Annotated in this window: 24 protein-coding genes; 12 read left to right on the forward strand and 12 right to left on the reverse strand. The window is 75.0% G+C overall.

Annotated features, from left to right (window positions below; translation table 11 throughout):
- Window positions 1-232: 232 nt before the first annotated feature.
- The 4 genes from ACFYNO_RS08525 to ACFYNO_RS08540 all read left to right on the forward strand — a co-directional run bounded on the left by ACFYNO_RS08525 (window position 233) and on the right by ACFYNO_RS08540 (window position 3,357).
- The gene (locus ACFYNO_RS08525; protein WP_388007381.1) at window positions 233-1,105 is read left to right on the forward strand and encodes an alpha/beta fold hydrolase; all 873 of its coding nucleotides are present in this window, start codon (window positions 233-235) and stop codon (window positions 1,103-1,105) included.
- A gap of 302 nt (window positions 1,106-1,407) precedes the next feature.
- A complete protein-coding gene (locus tag ACFYNO_RS08530; protein ID WP_388007384.1) occupies window positions 1,408-1,554 on the forward strand; it encodes a hypothetical protein in 147 nt (48 codons plus the stop codon).
- Between the two features lie 251 nt (window positions 1,555-1,805).
- A complete protein-coding gene (locus tag ACFYNO_RS08535) occupies window positions 1,806-2,444 on the forward strand; it encodes a DUF6758 family protein (RefSeq protein WP_388007387.1) in 639 nt (212 codons plus the stop codon).
- 52 nt (window positions 2,445-2,496) lie between these two features.
- Window positions 2,497-3,357: a PHP domain-containing protein gene (locus tag ACFYNO_RS08540; protein WP_388007390.1), complete on the forward strand. Its 861-nt coding sequence runs from the start codon at window positions 2,497-2,499 to the stop codon at window positions 3,355-3,357.
- Window positions 3,358-3,371: 14 nt separating this feature from the next.
- Here the strand turns inward: ACFYNO_RS08540 and ACFYNO_RS08545 are convergent, their stop codons facing one another.
- The 3 genes from ACFYNO_RS08545 to ACFYNO_RS08555 all read right to left on the reverse strand — a co-directional run bounded on the left by ACFYNO_RS08545 (window position 3,372) and on the right by ACFYNO_RS08555 (window position 5,673).
- Window positions 3,372-4,028 carry a suppressor of fused domain protein gene (locus ACFYNO_RS08545; RefSeq protein WP_388007393.1) on the reverse strand — a complete coding sequence of 219 codons (657 nt, stop codon included), beginning with the start codon at window positions 4,026-4,028 and terminating at the stop codon, window positions 3,372-3,374.
- A gap of 35 nt (window positions 4,029-4,063) precedes the next feature.
- Entirely contained in the window at window positions 4,064-4,984 is a 921-nt protein-coding gene (locus ACFYNO_RS08550; protein WP_388007396.1) for a DMT family transporter, read from the reverse strand.
- A 143-nt stretch (window positions 4,985-5,127) separates the two neighbouring features.
- Window positions 5,128-5,673, reverse strand: coding sequence for a hypothetical protein (locus tag ACFYNO_RS08555; protein ID WP_388007399.1), 546 nt, complete (start codon window positions 5,671-5,673; stop codon window positions 5,128-5,130).
- Between the two features lie 107 nt (window positions 5,674-5,780).
- On the opposite strand from ACFYNO_RS08555, the gene ACFYNO_RS08560 reads away from it, so the two are divergent.
- Genes ACFYNO_RS08560 through ACFYNO_RS08570 form a run of 3 tightly spaced genes read left to right on the forward strand, consistent with a single transcriptional unit; the run spans window position 5,781 to window position 8,904 of the window.
- Complete coding sequence (locus ACFYNO_RS08560) at window positions 5,781-7,067, forward strand: magnesium transporter MgtE N-terminal domain-containing protein (protein WP_388007402.1); 1,287 nt, start codon at window positions 5,781-5,783, stop codon at window positions 7,065-7,067.
- Window positions 7,057-7,686: a DUF1003 domain-containing protein gene (locus ACFYNO_RS08565; RefSeq protein ID WP_388007405.1), complete on the forward strand. Its 630-nt coding sequence runs from the start codon at window positions 7,057-7,059 to the stop codon at window positions 7,684-7,686. Before ACFYNO_RS08560 ends, ACFYNO_RS08565 begins: the two co-directional genes overlap by 11 nt.
- Before the next feature lie 57 nt (window positions 7,687-7,743).
- A complete protein-coding gene (locus ACFYNO_RS08570) occupies window positions 7,744-8,904 on the forward strand; it encodes an Mrp/NBP35 family ATP-binding protein (RefSeq protein WP_388007408.1) in 1,161 nt (386 codons plus the stop codon).
- Between the two features lie 46 nt (window positions 8,905-8,950).
- On the opposite strand, the gene ACFYNO_RS08575 is transcribed toward ACFYNO_RS08570, so the two are convergent.
- The 4 genes from ACFYNO_RS08575 to sigE all read right to left on the reverse strand — a co-directional run bounded on the left by ACFYNO_RS08575 (window position 8,951) and on the right by sigE (window position 11,970).
- On the reverse strand, window positions 8,951-9,643 hold the full coding sequence (locus tag ACFYNO_RS08575) for a hypothetical protein (RefSeq protein WP_388007411.1): 693 nt from the start codon (window positions 9,641-9,643) through the stop codon (window positions 8,951-8,953).
- Window positions 9,644-9,760: 117 nt separating this feature from the next.
- Entirely contained in the window at window positions 9,761-10,210 is a 450-nt protein-coding gene (locus tag ACFYNO_RS08580; protein WP_388007414.1) for a sec-independent translocase, read from the reverse strand.
- A gap of 162 nt (window positions 10,211-10,372) precedes the next feature.
- Entirely contained in the window at window positions 10,373-11,299 is a 927-nt protein-coding gene (locus tag ACFYNO_RS08585; RefSeq protein WP_388007417.1) for a zf-HC2 domain-containing protein, read from the reverse strand.
- Window positions 11,296-11,970, reverse strand: a complete 675-nt coding sequence (sigE, locus tag ACFYNO_RS08590; RefSeq protein ID WP_388007577.1) for an RNA polymerase sigma factor SigE — start codon at window positions 11,968-11,970, stop codon at window positions 11,296-11,298. The genes ACFYNO_RS08585 and sigE overlap by 4 nt, the downstream gene beginning before the upstream one ends.
- Before the next feature lie 398 nt (window positions 11,971-12,368).
- On the opposite strand from sigE, the gene ACFYNO_RS08595 reads away from it, so the two are divergent.
- A complete protein-coding gene (locus ACFYNO_RS08595; protein ID WP_388007580.1) occupies window positions 12,369-13,001 on the forward strand; it encodes an O-methyltransferase in 633 nt (210 codons plus the stop codon).
- A gap of 92 nt (window positions 13,002-13,093) precedes the next feature.
- Here ACFYNO_RS08595 and ACFYNO_RS08600 read toward each other — a convergent pair whose 3' ends face one another.
- The gene (locus ACFYNO_RS08600) at window positions 13,094-13,261 is read right to left on the reverse strand and encodes a DUF3117 domain-containing protein (RefSeq protein ID WP_230053523.1); all 168 of its coding nucleotides are present in this window, start codon (window positions 13,259-13,261) and stop codon (window positions 13,094-13,096) included.
- 373 nt (window positions 13,262-13,634) lie between these two features.
- On the opposite strand from ACFYNO_RS08600, the gene ACFYNO_RS08605 reads away from it, so the two are divergent.
- Complete coding sequence (locus tag ACFYNO_RS08605; RefSeq protein ID WP_388007420.1) at window positions 13,635-14,435, forward strand: enoyl-CoA hydratase-related protein; 801 nt, start codon at window positions 13,635-13,637, stop codon at window positions 14,433-14,435.
- 7 nt (window positions 14,436-14,442) lie between these two features.
- Here ACFYNO_RS08605 and ACFYNO_RS08610 read toward each other — a convergent pair whose 3' ends face one another.
- Entirely contained in the window at window positions 14,443-15,009 is a 567-nt protein-coding gene (locus ACFYNO_RS08610; protein WP_388007423.1) for a DNA-3-methyladenine glycosylase I, read from the reverse strand.
- 8 nt (window positions 15,010-15,017) lie between these two features.
- Entirely contained in the window at window positions 15,018-15,362 is a 345-nt protein-coding gene (locus ACFYNO_RS08615) for a DivIVA domain-containing protein (protein WP_388007426.1), read from the reverse strand.
- 215 nt (window positions 15,363-15,577) lie between these two features.
- Here ACFYNO_RS08615 and folP point away from each other — a divergent pair, with 215 nt between their 5' ends.
- Window positions 15,578-16,390 (forward strand): dihydropteroate synthase, encoded by an 813-nt coding sequence (gene folP, locus ACFYNO_RS08620; RefSeq protein ID WP_388007583.1) that lies wholly within the window; start codon window positions 15,578-15,580, stop codon window positions 16,388-16,390.
- Window positions 16,391-16,410: 20 nt separating this feature from the next.
- Here the strand turns inward: folP and ACFYNO_RS08625 are convergent, their stop codons facing one another.
- Window positions 16,411-17,187 (reverse strand): TIGR00730 family Rossman fold protein, encoded by a 777-nt coding sequence (locus ACFYNO_RS08625; RefSeq protein ID WP_388007586.1) that lies wholly within the window; start codon window positions 17,185-17,187, stop codon window positions 16,411-16,413.
- A gap of 129 nt (window positions 17,188-17,316) precedes the next feature.
- Window positions 17,317-18,414, reverse strand: coding sequence for a succinyl-diaminopimelate desuccinylase (gene dapE, locus ACFYNO_RS08630; protein ID WP_388007429.1), 1,098 nt, complete (start codon window positions 18,412-18,414; stop codon window positions 17,317-17,319).
- Window positions 18,415-18,557: 143 nt separating this feature from the next.
- On the opposite strand from dapE, the gene ACFYNO_RS08635 reads away from it, so the two are divergent.
- Window positions 18,558-19,589 carry a hypothetical protein gene (locus tag ACFYNO_RS08635; protein ID WP_388007432.1) on the forward strand — a complete coding sequence of 344 codons (1,032 nt, stop codon included), beginning with the start codon at window positions 18,558-18,560 and terminating at the stop codon, window positions 19,587-19,589.
- A 188-nt stretch (window positions 19,590-19,777) separates the two neighbouring features.
- Window positions 19,778-20,773, forward strand: a complete 996-nt coding sequence (locus ACFYNO_RS08640) for a hypothetical protein (RefSeq protein WP_388007435.1) — start codon at window positions 19,778-19,780, stop codon at window positions 20,771-20,773.
- Window positions 20,774-20,881 lie beyond the last annotated feature (108 nt).

Consider the following 20,881-nt stretch of genomic DNA (forward strand, 5'->3'; position numbering starts at 1 on the left):
GGCTGCCAAGAAGACCGCGGCCAAGCGCACCACCAAGAAGGCCGCGGCCGAGGGTGGCGCGAGCGCCTGACGGAGCGTCCGTTGACGCAGCGCGGGGCGGGTGGACCGGAGAACGGTCCGCCCGCCCCTTCCGTTCGCCCGGGCGCCCCCGGGGCCGCCTGGCCGGGCCGACCGGGCAGGCCGTAGGGTCGGAGGCGGCCCCGCAGCCGGTTCCAGGAAGAGAGTCACCCACATGAGCACGCCGCCGTTCCTCACCCTGCCGGCCTGCGCGCGGGCCGAGCGGCTGGCGACGGCCCGCGGCTCGTTCGCAGCCCTGCTGGCCGAGCCGCTCGACGGCCCGGTGCGCGGCACGGCGCTGCTGGTGCCGGGCTTCAGCGGCAGCAAGGAGGACTTCATCGCCCTGCTGGAGCCGCTGGCCGCCGCGGGCTACCGCGCCGTGACGCTGGATCAGCGGGGCCAGTTCGAGACCGGCGGCCCGGCCGAGCGGGAGGCCTACGCGCTGCCGGAGCTGGGCCGCGACCTGACGGCGGTCTCCGCCGCGCTGGCCGGCCACGGCCCGCTGCACCTGCTGGGCCACTCCTTCGCGGGCTTCGTGGCCCGCGAGGCGGTGCTGGCCGCCGCGGCCTCCGGTGCGGAGCTGCCCTGGTCCTCGCTCACCCTGCTCTCCACCGGCCCCGGCCCGATCCAGCCCTCCGAGGCGGAGCGGACCGGAATGCTGATGGTCGGGCTGGAGAGCCTGGACCTGGAGACCATCTGGCAGCTGATGCAGGAGATGGAGGGGCCCGACACCCCGAAGCAGGAGTCGGAGATCGCCGACTTCCTGCACCGGCGCTGGGTGGCCAATGTGCCGCAGTCCCTCTTCGCGATGTGCGAGCGGCTGGTCGGCGAGGCGGACCGCACGGCGGAGCTGGCCGCGGTGCCGCTGCCGAAGCTGTGGATCTCCGGCGAGCAGGACTACGCCTGGCCGGTGGACGAGCAGGCGGCCACGGCCGAGCGGCTGGGCGCGCCCTACCACCGGGTGGCCGGCGCGCAGCACTCCCCCAACGCCGAGCGGCCGGCCGAGACGGCCGCGCTGCTGACGGACTTCTGGCGCTCGGTCGCCTGATCCCGGCTCAGCTCCCGCTCCTGACCCCTGGCTCCCCGCCCGGCTCTCGCGCCCGGCTCGTGGGTCGGTCGAGCGCGGATGGAAAATCATTAGTTCTGGAAACATTTGATTCATACCGGGAATGAAGCACCTCCGCCCGGCGGTTCCCTCTGGTGTGCCCCTGTGCGGCACCCCCTGTGGTCACGTAACCGGAACTTCACCGGCGGGCAACCGCCGGGAATCGGCTTGCTGTGAGCCTGATGAACGAGGGAGTACCAAACCCCAAAGCCCCGGCCCGCCCGAGGCAGAGAGAGGAGAGGTCCATGCGCTTCGAAATCCTCCGACTGGACGAGCAGCTGAGCTCGGCCACCGCCCGCCTGATCGCCGACGCCGATACCGTCCGCCGCCTGGTGGAGGACGCCGCCCGTACCGGCGAGCGCCTCTACATCCGTCCGTTCGAAGCCGCCTGACGCGCTTCGCGGCCCATCGGCCGACCGGTCTCCGACGCCCCGCCACCACACCCCGGTGACGGGGCGTCAGTGTGTCCGCGCACGCCCCCAGTCGGCGCCGATCACGTTTGCCGCCCGGCCCGCCGGGACATCCCCTAGCGGGGGCCGCCAGCCCGCCACGTCCCATGCCGGGGACCCGGCCGTCGGCGAACGCACTCCGTACGGGTGATCGTCCTTGACGCGGTGGCCCGGAGGGAGGAGCGTTGGCTGTTATGAGGGGCGAGCCAAGTTGCCCGAGGTGCGCCGGTCGGGTGCGTGCCCCCGGTCTCTTCTCCGACACCTGGCAGTGCGACACCCATGGTGCCGTCCATCCGATGCAGCCGGTCCTCCCCCCTAGCGTGGAGGCCCTGGGGGTGGCGGTGGCCAGGTCCGAGGTCCCCGTCTGGCTCCCCTGGCCGCTGCCGGTGAACTGGCTCTACACCGGTATCGCGCACGCGGGTGACGACCTCTCGGGTGCCCGGGCGACGGCCGTGGCCTGCTCCGGTCCGGCTCCGCTGGGCGGCTTCGGCGAGCTGGTGCTGGTCGCCGAGGAGCTGGGCGTCGGCCTGGGCGCACGCTACGCCGGCCTGAAGGGCCCGGACCCGGGCGACGCGCTCTCGCTGGACCGCCCCGCCGACACCAAGCTGCTGGCGGCCGGCCGGCCGACCCCGATGTGGCACGTGCCGGACGCCCCGGCGGACCGCGCGGTCTACGTCGGCGAGGCCCGCGGCTTGTGGATCTGGGCGATCGCCTGGCCCGAGCAGTCCGCCCTGCTGATGTACGACGAGCTGGTGCTGACCGATCTGCGGGACGCCGGGGCCGAGTTGGAGCTGCTGCCGTGCGGTGCTCTCACCCCCCGGCTGCTCGGCTGACCACCCGGCTATCCTGGGCCGCTCCAGCCCCTCCAGCAGTAGGAGCCAGCCGGTGCGGATCGACCTGCACGCCCACAGCAACGCCTCCGACGGCACCGACACGCCGGCCGAGCTGGTCGCCGCGGCCCTCGCGGCCGGGCTGGACGTGGTGGCGCTGACCGACCACGACACGGTGGCCGGCCACGCCGGGGCGGCGGCCGCGCTGCGCGAGCTGCCGGGCGGCGAGCGGCTGACCCTGGTGCCGGGCGCGGAGCTGTCCTGCCGGGTGGAGGGCATCAGCATGCACCTGCTGGCCTACCTCTTCGACCCGGCCGAGCCGGAGTTCGCGGCCGAGCGCGAGCTGGTCCGCACCGACCGGTTCCGCCGCGGCCGCGCGGTGGTGGAGAAGTGCCGGGAGCTCGGCGCGCCGATCAGCTGGGAGCAGGTGCAGCGGATCGCCGGCGAGGGCTCGGTGGGCCGGCCGCACATCGCCAGCGCGCTGGTCGAGGCGGGCGTGGTGGCCACCGTTTCGGAGGCCTTCACCGCCGACTGGCTGGCCAATGGCGGCCGGGCGGACGTGCCCAAGCACGAGACCGACCCGTTCGAGGCGGTCCGGCTGGTCCGGGCGGCCGGCGGGGTGCCGGTCTTCGCCCACCCGGGCGCGGTCAAGCGCGGCCGCACGGTGCCGGACCGGGTGATCACCGAGCTGGCGGCGGCCGGGCTGGGCGGCCTGGAGGTGGACCACCTGGACCACGACGGGCCGACCCGGGAGCGGCTGGCCGCGCTGGCCGACGGGCTGGGGCTGCTGCGCACCGGCTCCAGCGACTACCACGGCAGCCGCAAGACGGTGCGCCTCGGCGAGTTCACCACCGACCCGGGCGAGTACCGCAAGCTGCTGGAGCAGGCCACCGGCGCGAAGCCGATCACCGCCTGACGGCCCGTCGGGCGTCAGTCCAGCGCGACCCCGCGCCGGTCCGGGTCGCGCAGGTCGGTGCCGTGCGCCAGCCAGCGCTCCTGCAGCTCGGCGGCGCCGTGCACCCGCTTGTGCGCGGCCTCGTTCGGGGTCATCGGCAGCAGCGGCAGGAAGCGGACCGGGTCGGCCGGCTCCTCCAGCTCCAGGTCCTCCACCAGGCCGCCGCCCTCGCCCGCCAGCACGGAGGTGAACGGGGCGCCGGGCCAGAGCGGCCCGCCCAGGTCCAGCGAGCTGCCGGGGGCCACCACCAGTCCCTCCACCTGCGGGGTGGCGGCGAAGACGGCGAGCGCCCGCAGCACCTCGTCGCGCCCCCCGCGCAGCGTGAGCAGCAGTTCGACGCGCGGCCCGCGGACCGGGTCGGCGACGGCCGAGGTGGGGTCGGCCATCGGCGCGGCGGCCATGCCCAGGGTGGCGTAGCGGACCAGCCCCTCGGCGTCCGGGCCGAACCGCAGCACCTCGATCTTCTCGGCGCCGAGGAAGGTGACGCCGGCCCGTCCGCCGGGCTCGCCGAAGGCGGTCCGCAGCCGGGCCTCCACCGCGGCCAGCACCTCGGCCCGGCTCGGGCCCTGCGGGCCGTGCCCGCCGTGCGGATCCGAGGGGTCACCGAAGAGCGGGAAGTCCGAGGCAGCCATGGCCCGAGCCTACCCGCCGGTAGTCGCCGCGGCCGTCAGCTCCGCCCGCCGCGCACCACCAGGCCGAGGCCGGCCAGGATCAGCAGCACGGCCGGCCAGGCGGCGGCCGGCGGCAGCTGGCCCAGCCAGACGGCGGCGATCAGCGCCGCGCCGGGCGTCTCCAGCAGGATCGCGGTGGAGGTGACGGTGGGTCCGAGGGCCCGCACCACCCGGTTGCTCAGCGAGTGCCCGAGCAGCTGGGCGACCACCATCAGCAGCGCGATCTGCCCCCAGGTGGAGAGCGGCCAGCCGCCCATCCGGACCCCGCCGAACAAGCAGACCGCCAGCAGGCCGACCGACGTGGTGCCGTAGCAGACCAGGGTGTAGGCGGTGGTGCTGACGGTCCGCCGGACCTCGGCGCCGAGCAGCATGTAGCCGGCGGCGGCCAGCCCGGCGGCCAGCGCCAGCGCGTCGCCGAGCAGCGCCCGGGTGGAGAGCCCGAGGTCCACGCCGGTCAGCACCAGGACCCCGGCGAAGGCGGTCGCCATGCCGATCCGGACCAGCCGCGGCACCCGGTGGCCGGCCACCCGCATCAGCAGGATGGTCCAGAGCGGGGTGGTGGTGACCAGCGCGGTGGACGAGGCCACCGAGGTCATCCGCAGGCTGGGCATCCAGAGGCCGAAGTGCGCGGCCAGCAGCAGCCCGGCGGCCATCGCCAGCAGCACCGGGCGGCGGGTCAGCGCGCGCAGCTCGTCCCGGTGCCGCAGCAGCGCGTACGGGCCGAGCACGCCCACCGACATGACGTTGCGCCAGGCCGCGATGGCCAGCGCGGGTGCGGCGGTGGCGCTGATCAGCGGGCCGGAGAAGGAGATCGCCGAGACCGAGACCGCGAGCAGCAGCAGGTCGCCGGCGGGCAGCAGCGGGCCGGCGGGAGCGGCGACCGGGCGGACGGCGGCGGCGGACCGGGTGTCGGACACGGCGCTCCTCGGGGCGGGCGGTGCGACCGTGCCGGCGGCACGGGGCCCGGACCGGGGCGGGCGGGCCGTACCAAGGTAAGGCCCGTGCCTGCCGAACAGAACTGTCGCCCGGATGGCGGGACGGCAAACTCCCTGGTGGGGGGTCAGCCGCGGCGGCGCAGCTTGCCGAGCACCAGCTTGGGGAGCCCGGCCGGGATCGGCTGCCGGGTGGTCGCCGGGCTCGCGGCCGGCGCGGCCAGGTGCGCGCCCTCCGGCATCGCGCCGGGGCGCTGGCTCGGCGCGCCCACCGGCTCCAGCCGCAGCACCCGGCACTCGGCGGCCCAGCGCTCCGTCATGCTGTCGGTGTCCGGCGCGTTCAGCCGCTTGCCCTTCAGCTCCTCCACCGCGCCCTGCCAGGCCTCGCCGCCCGGCTCCAGCACGGCCACCCGGGCCTCGAAGGCCACCAGCCGGCCGCCCTTGTCCTTGCTGCGCACCGTCACCCCGGCCGCGCCGCCGGCCCGCAGGCCGTGCAGCGGCTGCTCGCCGCCGTCGCCGACCAGCACCACCGCGCCGTCGTGCCAGGCGTGCCAGAGCGGACGGTCCCCGACCGCGCCCTCCGGACGGACCCAGAGCAGCCCGGACTTCTTCACCGCCTCCTCCACCAGCGCGCGGTCGAAGAAGTCGTCGGCAGTGGCCGTGGTCCCGTCCATGCGGCACAGCGTACGGGGCGGCACACCGGCCGCGGCAAGCCCGGTGGGCGGGCCGTTCGATAGCCTGACCCGGACGCCGCACCTTGACGCCGATCGGAAGGAAGTCCATGGCAGGTCCTGGAAGCCGGGTCTTCATCTCCCACCTCGCCGGCGTTGCGGTCTTCGACCCCAACGCCGACCAAGTCGGCCGGGTCCGCGACGTGGTGGTGGCACTGCGGATCGGGGCCCGCCCGCCCCGGGTGCTCGGCCTGGTGGTCGAGGTGGTCGGGCGCCGCCGGATCTTCCTGCCGATGACCCGGGTCACCAGCGTGGAGTCCGGCCAGGTGCTGACCACCGGGGTGATCAACATGCGCCGGTTCGAGCAGCGCCCGACCGAGACCCTGGCGCTCGCCGAGCTGCTGGACCGCCGGGTCACCGAGGTCGCCACCGGCAGCGAGGTCACCGTGCTGGACGTGGCGATGGTGCCGACCCGGCTGCGCGAGTGGGAGATCAGCAAGGTCTTCGTGCAGCGCGGCCGCCCGACCCGGCTGCGCAAGTCCCGCGGCGAGGCCGTCACCCTGGACTGGTCCGCCGTCACCGGCTTCTCGCTGACCGAGGAGGGCCAGGGCGCGGCCAACCTGCTGGCCACCTTCGAGCAGCTGCGCCCGGCCGACCTGGCCAGCGTGATGCACCACCTGTCGGCCAAGCGCCGGGCCGAGGTGGCCGCGGCGCTGGACGACGAGCGGCTGGCCGACGTGCTCGAGGAACTGCCCGAGGACGACCAGGTGGAGATCCTCGGCAAGCTGCAGGACGAACGGGCCGCCGACGTGCTGGAGGCGATGGACCCGGACGACGCGGCCGACCTGCTCTCCGAACTGCCCGGCGACGAGGCCGAGCGGCTGCTCCAGCTGATGGAGCCGGAGGAGGCCGCCCCGGTCCGCCGCCTGCTCAGCTACGAGGAGGACACCGCGGGCGGCCTGATGACCACCGAGCCGATCATCCTGGAGCCGGACGCCACGGTCGCCGAGGCGCTGGCCCGGGTCCGGGTCCGCGACCTCAAGCCGGCGCTGGCCGCCCAGGTCTACGTCTGCCGGCCGCCGAACGAGACCCCGACCGGCAAGTACCTGGGCACCGTGCACTTCCAACGGCTGCTCCGGGAGCCGCCGTTCACCCTGCTCGGCTCGCTGGTCGACGACGACCTCGACCCGCTGCCCACCGACACCCCGCTGCCGCTGATCACCAGTTACCTGGCGACCTACAACCTGGTCGCGGCCGCGGTGGTGGACGAGGCGGACCACCTGCTGGGCGCCGTCACGGTCGACGACGTCCTGGACCACCTGCTGCCGGAGGACTGGCGCGAGGCCGCGCTGCACGGCGGCGCGGAGCACGAGACGGAGGTGCGGCATGGAGGCTGACCGCAAGCGCGGCCGGGACGGCGAGGAGAGCCCGCGACAGCGGATCCAGGGGGAGCTGCGGAAGCTGCGGGAGTCGCGCGGCCGGGACGCCGTCCGCCAGCAGCGCGCCGAGACGGCGCACGGCACCGCGGTGCGCGCCCGGCTGGACCAGCCGCGCACCGCCAAGCCGAGCCTGTTCGCGCTGCCGGCCTACGACCCGGAGGCGTTCGGCCAGCTCTCCGAGCGGATCGCGCGCTTCCTGGGCACCGGGCGGTTCATCGTCTGGATGACGGTGGTGATCATCGTCTGGGTGCTCTGGAACACCACGCTGCCCACCAGCGCCCGGTTCGACCAGTACCCGTTCATCTTCCTCACCCTGGTGCTCTCGCTGCAGGCCTCCTACGCGGCGCCGCTGATCCTGCTGGCGCAGAACCGCCAGGACGACCGCGACCGGGTGAACATGGAGCAGGACCGGGGCCGGGCCGAGCGCAGCATCGCCGACACCGAGTACCTGACCCGCGAGGTGGCCGCGCTGCGCCAGGGCCTGGGCGAGGTGGCCACCCGGGACTTCGTCCGGTCCGAACTGCAGAGCCTGCTCAAGGAGCTGGAGGAGCGCCAGCCGGCGGCCGAGGTGCTGTGATCCGCGGCACGCTACCGGCCAGTCGGGCGGGCCGGTGGCGCGCCGTACCATCAAGGCATGGCCAATGAGACCGAAGTGGCGACCGGTGTGACGGAGGAGTCCGTCCGCAAGGCGCTGTCGACCGTGCAGGACCCGGAGATCAACCGCCCGATCACCGACCTCGGCATGGTCAAATCCGTGGAGTTCGGCGCCGGGGGCGCGGTCAAGGTCGCGGTCTACCTGACGGTCTCCGGCTGTCCGATGCGCGAGACCATCACCGACCGGGTGAAGACCGCGGTCGGCCGGATCCCGGGCGTCACCGCCGTCGAGGTCGAGCTCGACGTGATGAGCGAGGAGCAGCGCAAGGAGCTCTCCCAGCTGCTGCGCGGCGGCGCGCCCGAGCGGGAGATCCCGTTCGCCAAGCCCGGCACGCTCACCCGGGTCTACGCCGTGGCCTCCGGCAAGGGCGGCGTCGGCAAGTCCTCGGTGACCGTCAACCTGGCGGCCTCGCTGGCCGCCCAGGGCCTGAAGGTGGCCGTGGTGGACGCCGACATCTACGGGCACAGCGTGCCCCGGATGCTGGGCGTCGAGGGCCGGCCGACCCAGGTGCAGGACATGATCATGCCGCCGTCGGCGAACGGCGTGAAGGTGATCTCGATCGGCATGTTCACCCCGGGCAACGCCCCGGTGGTCTGGCGCGGCCCGATGCTGCACCGCGCGCTGCAGCAGTTCCTGGCCGACGTCTACTGGGGCGACCTGGACGTGCTGCTGCTCGACCTGCCGCCCGGCACCGGCGACATCGCCATCTCGGTCGCCCAGCTGGTCCCGAACGCCGAGATCCTGATCGTCACCACCCCGCAGCAGGCCGCCGCCGAGGTGGCCGAGCGGGCCGGCACCATCGCGCTGCAGACCCACCAGAAGATCGTCGGCGTGATCGAGAACATGTCCGGCATGCCCTGCCCGCACTGCGACGAGATGGTGGACGTCTTCGGCACCGGCGGCGGCAGGACGGTCGCCGACGCGCTGACCCGGGCCACCGGCGCCGAGGTCCCGGTGCTCGGCAGCATCCCGATCGACGTCCGGCTGCGCGAGGGCGGCGACGACGGCCGCCCGGTCGTCCTCTCCGCCCCCGACTCCCCCGCCGGCGCCGCGCTGAACGCGGTCGCCGCCAAGCTGGGCAACCGCCAGCGGGGCCTCTCCGGCATGTCGCTGGGCCTGACGCCGCGCAACAAGTTCTGACCGCCGCCGCGGGCCGGCGGCCGCTCCGGGCGAACCGGAGGGGCCGTCAGTCCGCGGTGTACGCGCTCAGGTCCGGCACGGCGGCGAAGCCGGCGCCGTAGGCGCTGACGCCGCGGCCGTAGGCGCCGATCAGCACGCCGGGCGCCTCGCCGGCCAGCACCCAGCCGTACTCGGACTCGCGGTAGCGGAACGGCTGTGGCAGGCCGTTGACCGGCAGGGTGAGCGGGGACCAGCCGGGGCCGCCGAGGTCGTCGGCCAGGTCCCAGGCGAGCGCGCTCTGCTGGTCCAGCCAGTCCTGGCGGCGGGCCCGGTCCAGCTGGCCGGGCCAGGTGGAGCCGAGCAGGCCGGAGCCGGCCAGCCAGGCGGCGGAGGAGGCCGAGGTGGCCTCCAGCACGCCGGTGCCGTCGGCCGAGCGCCGGCCGGGACGGCGGGCCACCGTGACCACCACCGCGAACCGGCGGCCGCCGTGCGCCTCCTGCTGGCGCGGCGGCTCCTCGCCGTGGCCCAGCGAACCGTAGTCGACGGTGCGCTGCTGGCCCGGGCGGGTGCCCCCGGCGCCGGCCTGCAGCAGCCAGCGGCGCCCGGTCCAGCCCTCGTCCAGGCCGTACCAGGGGAAGTCGGCGGCCAGGTAGGGCGCCAGCGGATCGGCCGGCTCGGCGGTGCGCCGGCCCGGCACCTCCGCCGACCGGGCGGTGGCCGTCACGGCCGGGCTCGCCGCGCGCGAAGTCGACGCGTCCATCGGGGACCTCCTCAGCAACTGTCGAACCATCAGCACAATAGCGGCGCAGAACCACGACACCCCGCCGGGCCGGTGGCCGGGCGGGGTGTCGTGGCGGCAGGGGCGGGCCGGGAGGGCTCAGGTGGCGTCCTCGTCCCAGGGGGCGCGCTCGCCGGCCAGCAGCGGGGCGCCGGTGTCGGGGGCCGGCAGGTGGCCGCCCGCGGCGGCGACCGGCTTGGTCAGACTGGTGGCCGGCTTGTCGTCCAGCGCACTGCGGATGTCCAGCTCCTCGCGCAGCTCGCGGACGTCCAGGCCGTCCCGCAGCTCCTTCAAGCCCAGCGGGTCGCCGTCCCCGACCAGGTTCTTGCGCACGAAGGTCTTCGGGTTCAGGTCCTCGAACTCGAAGTCCTTGAACTCCGGACCGAGCTCCTTGCGGATGTCCTCCTTGGCGCTGTCCGCGAAGGACCGCACCTTGCGGATGAACCCGACGGTGTCCTGGATCAGCTTGGGCAGCTTGTCCGGCCCGAAGATCACGATCGCCATCACGACCAGGGTGACCATTTCGAGTGGGCCTATGTCGAAGAACACATGCGCTCCCAGCTGCCGGCGGTCTGACCCGGCTCGGCCCTTCGACGCCGGTCCCCTACAGGGTAATGGCCCCCACCCGTTTGTAGGACCCCTGCTCATCGGCTGGAGGGTGAATGGGTGGTGCACCCACCGGACGGCCCTGACGGGGGCCGTCCGGACGGGTCACGGCAGCAGCGGGCGGCCGGTGACCACCGGGGTCACCGGCAGGCCGGTGGGCGCCGGACTGACCAGGTCGTACGGATGGGCGCCGAACGGGCGCACCGGGAAGTCCACGCTCAGCGGCGCGGTGACCGGCAGCACCGGGGCGGCGCCGCCGGGGTAGCGCGGGTTGACGGCGTTGCCGGTGCCGTGCGGCTCGTCCACCGCCGGGGAGTCCCCGGCCACCGAGGCCAGGCCCAGGCTGCCGAAGCCGCCCAGGGTGACCGCCGCCACCGAGAAGGCGCCGGCCGCCGCCACCACCAGCCGGCGGCCGCGCGGCACACCGGGGCGGGAGATCGGCAGCACCGCGGCCGGCCGGGCGGCCGGCTCGCTGCGGGCGCCGCCGCGCCGCACGCTCCACAGCCGCGGCTCGCCGCCGCGGCCGGGCTGGTGCGCGCGCGGGTCGGTGCCCGGCAGCGGGGTCCCGTCGCCCAGCGCGTGGCCGCCGAAGGAGGCGCCGCGGCCGAAGGATCCGCCGGTCAGCCGGCTGCCGCCGAGCGTCGGCAGGCCCGGCGCCGGGGGCTCGGCGGCCTGGCCGCCGGGCGGCGGTGCGGGCCGGTCCTCGTCGTCCGGCAGCGCGGCCACCGCGAGCAGCCGGGCCATCAGCGCGCCGGACGGGCCGGGCGGCTCGGCGGCGCGCACCAGCTGCTTGACCGAGCGGGCCGCCTCGGCCTCGGCCAGGCAGTGCGCGCAGCTGGCCAGGTGGGCCTGCACCCGCTCGCGGGCGTCGTGGCCCAGCTCGCCGTCCAGGTAGGCGGTCAGCCGGTCGCCCAGGTGGTGCTGCTCGGCGGCCGGAGCGGGCTCGGGCCGGCGCACCGCGATCGGCACCAGCGGTGGCAGTTCCCCGGCCTCGGCCTGCCGCCCGGCACCGGGCCGGCCTGCCGCGGTCATGATCGCCTCCGGCCGCTCCCGCCGGGCAGCCCGGCGGCCTCGGCGGCCGGGGCACCGACGGCCACCGGCACCTGCTGCTCGGCCTCCGCGCTGGTACCGCCGCGCCGGACCCGGCCGGGCGCGGCGCCGGGGGCGCGGTGCTTGAGCGCGGCGCGCAGGTGCGAACGGCCGCGGTGGATCCGGCTGCGCACGGTGCCGAGCTTGACGCCCAGGGTGGCGGCGATCTCCTCGTAGGAGAGGCCCTCGATGTCGCAGAGCACCACGGCGGCGCGGAACTCCGGCGCCAGGGTGTCCAGCGCCTGCTGCACGTCGGCGTCGAAGTGGGTGTCGCTGAACGCCTGGGCCGGGCTCGGCTCGCGGCTGGGCAGCCGCTCGGCCGCGTCCTCGGCGAGCGCGTCGAAGCGGATCCGCTGGCGGCGGCGGACCATGTCCAGGAAGAGGTTGGTGGTGATCCGGTGCAGCCAGCCCTCGAAGGTGCCGGGGGTGTAGGTGGAGAGTGACCGGAAGACCCGGACGAAGACCTCCTGGGTGAGGTCCTCGGCGTCGTGCTGGTTGCCCGTCAGGCGGTAGGCCAGGCGGTAGACCCGGGCGCTGTGCGCCTCGACGATCTCCTCCCAGCTGGGCGGCGTCCAGCTCTGCGCGCCCGGGCCCTCGGTGAAGGTCGCGAGCATGGCGGGGGCCGCGGTCTCGGTGGACTCGGCAGCGCCGTCGGACGAGGGGGCCGGGTTGGTGTGCGCAGACTGGTTCATCACGGGCTTCGGCGTACGGGCCGACGCAGCGGTGCGGAGTTGCCGCCGCACAGGGACGTCGCCCTCGGCCACACCTCCTCGGTTGGCTCTTCTGCCCAGCAAGGCCACCACCATATCCACCCCACCCGTCAGATCCGGATAAAAGTGTCACTCCGATCGCCGACCGGACGGCATCCGGCCCGAGCCGGGCGGCGAACCGACCGGTCGTGGAGTGTTCAGCCGGTTCAACGGCCCGCCGCCGGACGCGGTTCCCGTCCGGCCAGTAATCTGTGGCTGCAAATATCGACTTCCGGCAGCGCTCCTCACCCCACAGGACAGAGATCATCGACTTCGGGCCCGCGGCTGCGACCCTCGCCGACACCTACGTCGGCGAGGACGCTGTGCTGACCTACGCCCGGGCCCAGGCCGCCCGCACCGGCATCCGGGCGATCGGCCCCAGCGGCGGCGCCTGTCTGCGGCTGCTGGCCGCCGCGCTGGGCGCCAAGGCGGTGGCCGAGATCGGCACCGGCACCGGCGTCTCCGGGCTCTACCTGCTGCGCGGGATGCGCCCGGACGGCATCCTGACCACCGTCGACCCGGAGGCGATCCGGCAGGAGCTGGCCCGCGAGGCCTACCTGGCGGCCGGGTTCGCGGCCAACCGGGCCCGATTCATACCCGGCCGGGCGCTGGACGTGCTGCCGCGGCTCGCCGACGGCCAGTACGACCTGGTGTTCTGCGACGGCGACGCCGCCGAAGCGCACGACTACCTCGCAGAATCGTTGCGCCTGCTCCGACCGGGCGGCGTGGTCTGCTTCGAGGGGGTGTTCCAGCAGGGCCGGCTGACCGACCCCGGGCGGGACGATCCGGAGACCGCCGCGGTGCGCGAGCTGGTGCAGGCGGTCCGGGAGAGCAAGCAGCTGCTGCCGGCCCTGCTGCCGGTGAGCGACGGGCTGCTCTGCGCCGTCCGGCGCTGAGTCCGCCGAACGGCGGAGCCCGCGGGAAACGGTAGGGGCCCGGCCCGACCGCGAACGGGTCGGCACCGGGCCCCTGGGGCACGTGGCTGGAGTCAGCCGCAGGCCGTCTTGAGGGCTTCGCCCAGGGCGCTGGCCTCGTCCGGAGTCAGTTCCACCACCAGGCGACCGCCGCCTTCGAGCGGAACTCGCATGATGATGCCCCGCCCCTCCTTGGTGACCTCCAGCGGGCCGTCACCCGTCCGCGGCTTCATGGCCGCCATGCTCGTTCCCCTTCCTGCAGCCGCTCAGCTAGGTACCAGCGGTCCGTCCACCACTGGTATCGAACGCTTTGATCGGAAGCCATTATCCCGCATGCGGCGCCCTGATGACCAACGTCACTCTCCCCGTACCTGCGGTCACACCCGAACCGGGCGTCCCGGTACCGCACCGACGCCCCGTCAGCCCCCCGGACGAAGCCCCATCAGTTGCCGTCCGGCGCCTGCCCCGGGCGGCCGGGCCGGGTCCGGGGCGGGTCCGGCGGCGGCCCCGGGCGCAAGACCCGGCAAAGGTGCGCCACCTCATACTCCCGCGGGCCGCCCGCCGTCCGTCATGCTGAGGGGTCACGGTCTACCAGACAGTAGGGAGCCCTCGCCCATGTCCGACTCCGTCCTCTTCGAGCGCGACGGTGCGCTCGCCGTGCTCACCATCAACCGGCCCGATGCCCGCAACGCGCTGGACGTGCCGACCAAGGTGGCGCTGCGGGACGCCGTCACCGAGGCCGCCAACGACCCGGCGGTGCGCGCCGTGCTGCTCACCGGCGCGGGCGAGCAGGCGTTCTGCGTCGGGCAGGACCTCAAGGAGCACCTGGGCCTGCTGAAGCGGGCCGAGGAGACCGGCGAGGCCCCGCTGAAGACGGTCGCCGAGCACTACAACCCGCTGGTCCGGGCGCTGGCCGGGATGCGCAAGCCGACGGTGGCCGCGGTGAACGCGGTGGCCGCCGGGGCCGGCGCCTCGCTGGCCTTCGCCTGCGACTTCCGGATCGTGGCCGACACGGCCGGCTTCAACACCTCCTTCGCCGGGGTCGCGCTGACCGCCGACTCGGGCGCGTCGTGGACCCTGCCCCGGCTGGTCGGCCACGCCCGGGCCACCGAGCTGCTGATGCTGCCGCGGACCGTGAAGGCCGAGGAGGCGCTGCGGCTCGGCCTGGCCACCCGGGTGGTGCCGGCCGCCGAGCTGGCCGCCGCCGCGCGCGAGTTCGCGCAGCGCCTGGCGGCCGGCCCGACCGTCGCCTACGGGGCGATCAAGACGGCGCTGGACTTCGGCGCCAGCCACACCCTGAGCGAGACCCTGGACAAGGAGGACGAGCTGCAGACCATGGCGGGCAACAGCGAGGACCACCGGATCGCGGTCCGCGCCTTCATCGCCAAGGAGCAGCCGGACTACCTGGGCCGCTGATCCTGCGTCAACCGGCCGTCTGGCGGGCGTGACAGTCCGCCAGGTGGTCGTTGACCAGCCCGCAGGCCTGCATCAGCGCGTAGGCGGTGGTCGGCCCGACGAACCGGAAGCCGTTCTTCTTCAACTCCTTGGCCAGCGCGGTGGACTCGGGCGTCACCGCGGGGACCTCAGCCAGGGTGCGCGGGGCCGGGCGGGCCGGGTCGCCGGCGAACTTCCAGACCAGCGGGTCCAGCCCGCCGTCCAGCGCCTCGGCGGCCCGGGCGTTGGCGATCGCCGCGGCGATCTTGGCCCGGTTGCGGATGATCCCCGGGTCGGCCAGCAGCCGCTGCTCGTCCTGCTCGGTGAACCGGGCCACCTCGGCGATCCGGAAACCCGCGAAGGCCGCCCGGAAGCCCTCCCGGCGGCGCAGGATGGTGATCCAGGAGAGCCCGGACTGGAAGGCCTCCAGGCAGATCCGCTCGAACAGCGCGTCCTCGCCGTGCACCGGACGGCCCCACTCACCGTCGTGGTACTCCCGGTAGTCGTCGGCCGATTCGCCCCAGGGGCAGCGCAGCAGCCCGTCGGGACCGGGCACGGCGACCGTCACTCCTGGTGGTCCGACCGCTCGGCCGCGGCCGCGTCCACCGGCCCGGCGGTGGCCGGGCCGCCCGCGGCGGCCGCCTCCAGCTCGGCGATCCGCGTGTCGCGGTAGGCCAGCTCGGCGCCGAGCCGGTCCAGCACGTCGTCCACCTCGTCCATCCGGTAGCCGCGCACCGCCATCGGCAGCCGGATCTCGTCCACGTCGGTCCGGGTCAGCGGGCGCTCCTGCGGCAGCTTGGCCGCGATCCGGTCGTGCACCGCCTCCGGCAGCGCGCCGCCGCCACCCAACGCCACCAGCGCGGCGCCGCCGACCACCACGGCCATCGCCACCACGATCACCCAGAACACGAGCTGTCCTCCCGAGACGTGAGTATGCGGCCGCGTGAGGGATCATGGGATCCCTGGGATGGCCGGGGCCCCATCATCGCACCAGGGCACCCCCGGATCGATACCTGCGAGACCTGACTGAGACACCGGTCCATACCGGTCGGCGTGAGCGTGAGGAGCAAGGGGTGGCACTGCGCCTGGGACCGCGCGAATTCGGGGCGGACGAACTGGTCATCATGGCCATCGTCAACCGCACCCCCGACTCCTTCTTCGACCGCGGCGCCACCTTCGCCGACGAGGCCGCCTTCGCCGCGGCCGACCGGGCGGTGGCCGAGGGGGCCGCGATCCTCGACATCGGCGGGGTGAAGGCCGGGCCGGGCGAGGAGGTGACGGTCGAGGAGGAACTGCGCCGCACCGTGCCGTTCGTCGCCGAGCTGCGCAAGCGCCACCCGGGGGTGGTGATCAGCGTGGACACCTGGCGGCACGAGGTCGGCGCGGCGGTCTGCGAGGTGGGCGCCGACCTGCTGAACGACGCCTGGGGCGGAGCCGATCCGAAGCTGGCCGAGACGGCCGCGCGGTACGGCGCCGGCCTGGTCTGCACGCACGCCGGCCGGGCCGAGCCGCGCACCCGGCCGCATCGGGTGGGCTACCCGGACGTGATGGCCGACATCCTGGCCGTCACCACCGGTCTGGCCGAGCGCGCGCTGGAGCTGGGGGTGCGCCGGGACGGCCTGATCATCGACCCGGGGCACGACTTCGGCAAGAACACCCGGCACTCGCTGGAGGCCACCCGGCGGCTGCCGGAGATGACCGCGACCGGGTTCCCGGTGCTGGTCTCGCTCTCCAACAAGGACTTCGTCGGCGAGACCCTGGACAGGCCGGTGGACGAGCGGCTGCTCGGCACCCTGGCCACCACCGCCGTCTCGGCCTGGCTGGGCGCCCAGGTGTACCGGGTGCACCAGGTCGCCGAGACCCGGCAGGTGCTGGACATGGTCGCCTCGATCCGCGGCACCCGGCCCCCGGCGGTGGCCCGCCGGGGGCTCGCCTGACCGGCCGCGCTCCGCGGTTCTCAGACCCGCTGGCCGGCCGGCTCCTGGCTGGCCGCCAGGATCCGCAGCACCTCGTCGATCTCGTCGGTCACCTGGAACAGCTCCAGGTCGGCCGGCGAGGCCTTGCCCTGCGCCACCAGGGTGTCCCGCAGCCAGTCCACCAGGCCGGACCAGTAGGCGCTGCCGAAGAGGATCACCGGGAACCGGGTGACCTTCTTCGTCTGCACCAGGGTCAGCGCCTCGAACAGCTCGTCCAGCGTGCCGAGGCCGCCCGGCAGCACCACGAAGCCCTGGGCGTACTTGACGAACATCGTCTTGCGGACGAAGAAGTAACGGAAGTTCAGCCCGAGGTCGACGAACTCGTTCAGCCCCTGCTCGAACGGCAGCTCGATGCCCAGGCCGACGCTCAGCCCGCCGGCCTCCGAGGCGCCGCGGTTGGCCGCCTCCATCGCGCCCGGGCCGCCGCCGGTGATCACCGCGTAGCCGGCCTCGGCCAGCGCCCGGCCGATCGCCACCCCGGCCTTGTAGTCGGGCGAGTCCACCGGGGTCCGGGCCGAGCCGAACACGCTGACCGCGGTCGGCAGTTCGGCGAGGGCGCCGAAGCCCTCGACGAACTCCGAGGTGATCCGCAGCACCCGCCAGGGGTCGGTGTGCAGCCAGTCCGTCGGGCCGGTGGTGTCCAGCAGCCGCTGGTCGGTCGTGCTCCGCTCGACCTGGTCCCGGCGCAGCAGCACCGGGCCCTTCTGCTTCTCCGGCCAGTCCCGCTGCGGGCGCCGCTCCGCGCCCTCCTCGACCATTTCCGGGCCATGCCCGAACTGCCGTGCGTCCGCACCGTCGTGCGCGTCTTTCCCTGTCATGACGAAACTCTACGCCCGGCACCGGCGGATCACGGGGAACAACCGGATGACCGCCCGCGGAAGAGGGGGCTACGCGGTGGGGCCGGTCAGCCAGGCGTGCAGCCGCTCCTCGCACTCGGCGATGGCGGAGAGGGAGCAGTGCTCGTCCCGCTTGTGGGCCAGGTTGGGGTCGCCCGGGCCGTAGTTGACGGCCGGCACGCCGAGCGCGCTGAACCGGGCCACGTCGGTCCAGCCGTACTTGGCCCGGGCCCGGCCGCCGGTGGCCGCCACGAAGGCCTTGGCGGCGGGCCGGTCCAGGCCGGGCAGCGCGCCCGGCGCCGAGTCGGTGACCTCGAGGTCGAAGCCGGCGAACACCTCGCGCAGGTGCGCCTCCGCATCAGCCGGGCCGCGGTCCGGCGCGTACCGGAAGTTGACGGTCACCTGGCACTCGTCCGGGATCACGTTGCCGGCCACCCCGCCGCGGATGTCCACCGCGTTCAGGCCCTCGCGGTACTCCAGGCCGTCGATCAGCACGGTGCGCGGCTGGTAGGCGGCGAGCCGGCCCAGCACCTCGGCCGCGTGGTGGATCGCGTTGTCGCCCAGCCAGGCGCGGGCCGCGTGCGCCCGGACCCCGGTGAGCCGGATCCGGATCCGCATGGTGCCCTGGCAGCCGCCCTCGACCATCGCCCCGCTCGGCTCCATCAGCACCGCGAAGTCGGCCGCCAGCCAGTCCGGGTGCTCGGCGGCGAGCCGGCCCAGGCCGTTGCGGGCGGCCTCGATCTCCTCGCAGTCGTAGAAGACGAAGGTCAGGTCGCGGTTCGGGTCCGGCAGGGTGGCGGCCAGCCGCAGCTGGACGGCGACGCCGGACTTCATGTCGCTGGTGCCGCAGCCCCAGAGCAGATCGCCCTCGACCCGGGAGGGCAGGTTGTCGGCGATCGGCACGGTGTCCAGGTGGCCGGCCAGCAGCACCCGCTCGCCGCGGCCCAGCTCCGTGCGGGCCACCACGTTGTTGCCGTACCGCTGCACGGTCAGGTGCGGCAGCTCGCGCAGCGCCTGCTCGACGGCGTCGGCCAGCGCCTCCTCCTCCCCGCTCACCGAGGGGAAGTCGACCAGCTGGGCGGTCAGCGCGCCGCCGTCCAGGGTCAGGTCGAGGCGGGTCGGGACGCTGGTGCCGGGCAGGGTCGTCATGGCCGCCAGCCTAGTGCGGCCGGTGGCGGCAGCACGACGCAACCGAGGGGGACCGCACTGTCGTCCGAGTCTGTGGCGGGTGAGTACGGTGTGGGCAGACATCCGGGGCGCGTGGGGCCGCGGTGGCCATGAGGAGGAAAGACGTGGGGCAGCGCCGGGGCCGCAGGCTGCGCTGGGTACTGGTGTGGCTGCTGGTGGCGGCCGCCGTGGTGGCCGGCCTGGCGCTGTGGAACCGCGGCAAGGGCGGGCCCAGCGCGGAGGCCTGCTCGGTCACCCCGGCCGGCGGCAAGCCGGTCACCATGGAGCTGGAGCAGGCCCAGAACGCGGCCACCATCGCGGCCGTGGTGGACTCCCGCGGACTGCCGGAGCGGGCGCTGACCATCGCCCTGGCCACCGCGCTGCAGGAGTCCAAGCTGCGCAACCTGGACGGCGGCGACCGCGACTCGGTCGGCCTCTTCCAGCAGCGCCCCTCGCAGGGCTGGGGCACCGCCGACCAGATCCAGGACCCGGTCTACGCGACCAACAAGTTCCTGGACGCCCTGGTCAAGGTGAACGGCTACGCCCGGCTCTCGCTCACCGACGCCGCCCAGGCGGTCCAGCACAGCGCCTACCCGGGCGCCTACGCCAAGCACGAGGCCAACGCCTCGCTGCTGGCCTCCGCGCTGACCGGCCGCTCGCCGGCCGCCTTCAACTGCACCGTGCACCAGTTCCTCCAGGTGGACCCGGCGCTGCTGGGCTCGCCCGCGGCCGACGCCGCGGCGGCCTCCGCCCCGGCCTCCGCCGGCGCCTCCCCCGCCTCCCCCGCGGCCGCCGCCGGCCCGGGCGGGCAGCAGCAGCTGGCCCGCCGGCTGCAGGTGGAGTTCGGCCGCACGGTGACCCTGGCCGCGGCCCCCGCCGGCTCGGCCGACCCCGGGATCACCGGCACCGCGCTGGCCCTCACCCCGGACCCGGCGGCCAACACCGACACCGGCGCCGACCCGCAGCGGCAGAGCGGCTGGGCGGTGGCGCACTGGGCACTGGCCAACGCCGAGCAGCTGGGCATCGGGTCGATCCGCTACGACGGCAAGGTCTGGCGGCTGGACCGCTCGGACTCCGGCTGGCAGGCCCAGAGCGGCCCGGCGGCCGGCAGCGACAAGGTGCTGATCACCCTGGGCCGGCCGGACGCCAAGCACTGAGCGCCGCCCGTCGGCGTGTCAGGTTGACCAGACGTCAGCACCGCTTGACGCGGGGTCACCCGATTGCCCCTCCGGAGAGTGAATCGGACCCTTTCCGGCCGGAACCCGCGAAACCTTCCGACTCCTGACGCGGTAGTCACGGCGTCCGCCCGGCGGACTCGTCGTGTCGTCACCGTCTTAGGAGCACCATGTCCCTCCCCCTCTCCCGTCGGCTCGCCCAGGCCGCCCTGCTGGTCGCCGCAGGCGCGACGCCGCTCGCGGCCGCCGGGTCGGCGACCGCCGCCGAGCTGATGCCCAAGGGCACCGACCTCGGGTCCGGGATCAGCAAGCTGGACGGCGTCACCTCGGCCTCGACGGTCAAGGGGGAGGCCCACCAGGTCGGGCAGGCACTCGGCCGCACCGGCGCCGTGCTCAGCGGCACCGCGCTGCCCGCGATGGCCGACACCGCCGGGCTGGCGGCCGGCCAGGTGCTGCCCCGGACCGACCACGCGGCCGAGGCGCTGAGCGACCCCGGCGCGGCCGTCACCAACGCCACCACCAACGGCAGCGGCCCGCTGGCCGACACCCTCGGCAAGGCGGCCCGGCTGACCCCGCTGGGCGGCCTGGGCCTGCTGCCCGCCGCGGCCCCGCGCGCGATGCCGCTCGGCGCCGACCAGGGCGCCGCGCTGGCCCAGCACGGCCCGGCGATGCCGACCGTGACCGGGGTGGACAAGGTGCTCAACGCCGACACCCTGAGCCACCCGCTGAACGCCACCGGCACGCTGGCCCAGCAGATCCCGGCCACCAGCGGCCTGGCCGGCCAGCTGCCGGACCAGGAGCGGCTGTCCGGTGCGCTCGGCACCGACCGGCTGTCCGGCGCGCTGCCGCGCGACCTCAGCCAGCCGCCGGCCCTGGACCAGCTGGGCGGCGCGGTGCCGGCCGCCGGGCAGCTCGGCGAGGCGCTGCCCGCCACCCACCCGCTGGCCGGCCAGCTGGCCGCCACCGACGAGCTGGCGCACGGAGTGCCGGCCGCGGCCGACCTGCAGCACCCGACCGCCGCCACCGACGCCGCCCACCTGGCCGCGCTGGAGGGCCAGGCCACCGGCGCCGCCCACCGGCTGGGCGGGCTGCCCGACCTGAGCGGTGTGACCGGCTCGCTGACCGGTGCCGCCGGCGGTCTGAGCCACCTGCCGACGGTCAACTGACGCCACGGAACGGCGGTGGGGGGGGGGGCCGGGGCCCCCCCCCCCCCCCCCCCCCACCCCCCCCCCCCCCCCCCCCCCCCCCCCCCCCCCCCCCCCCCCCCCCCGTAC

This window comes from Kitasatospora sp. NPDC006697, assembly GCF_042869935.1.
Lineage (GTDB): Bacteria > Actinomycetota > Actinomycetes > Streptomycetales > Streptomycetaceae > Kitasatospora.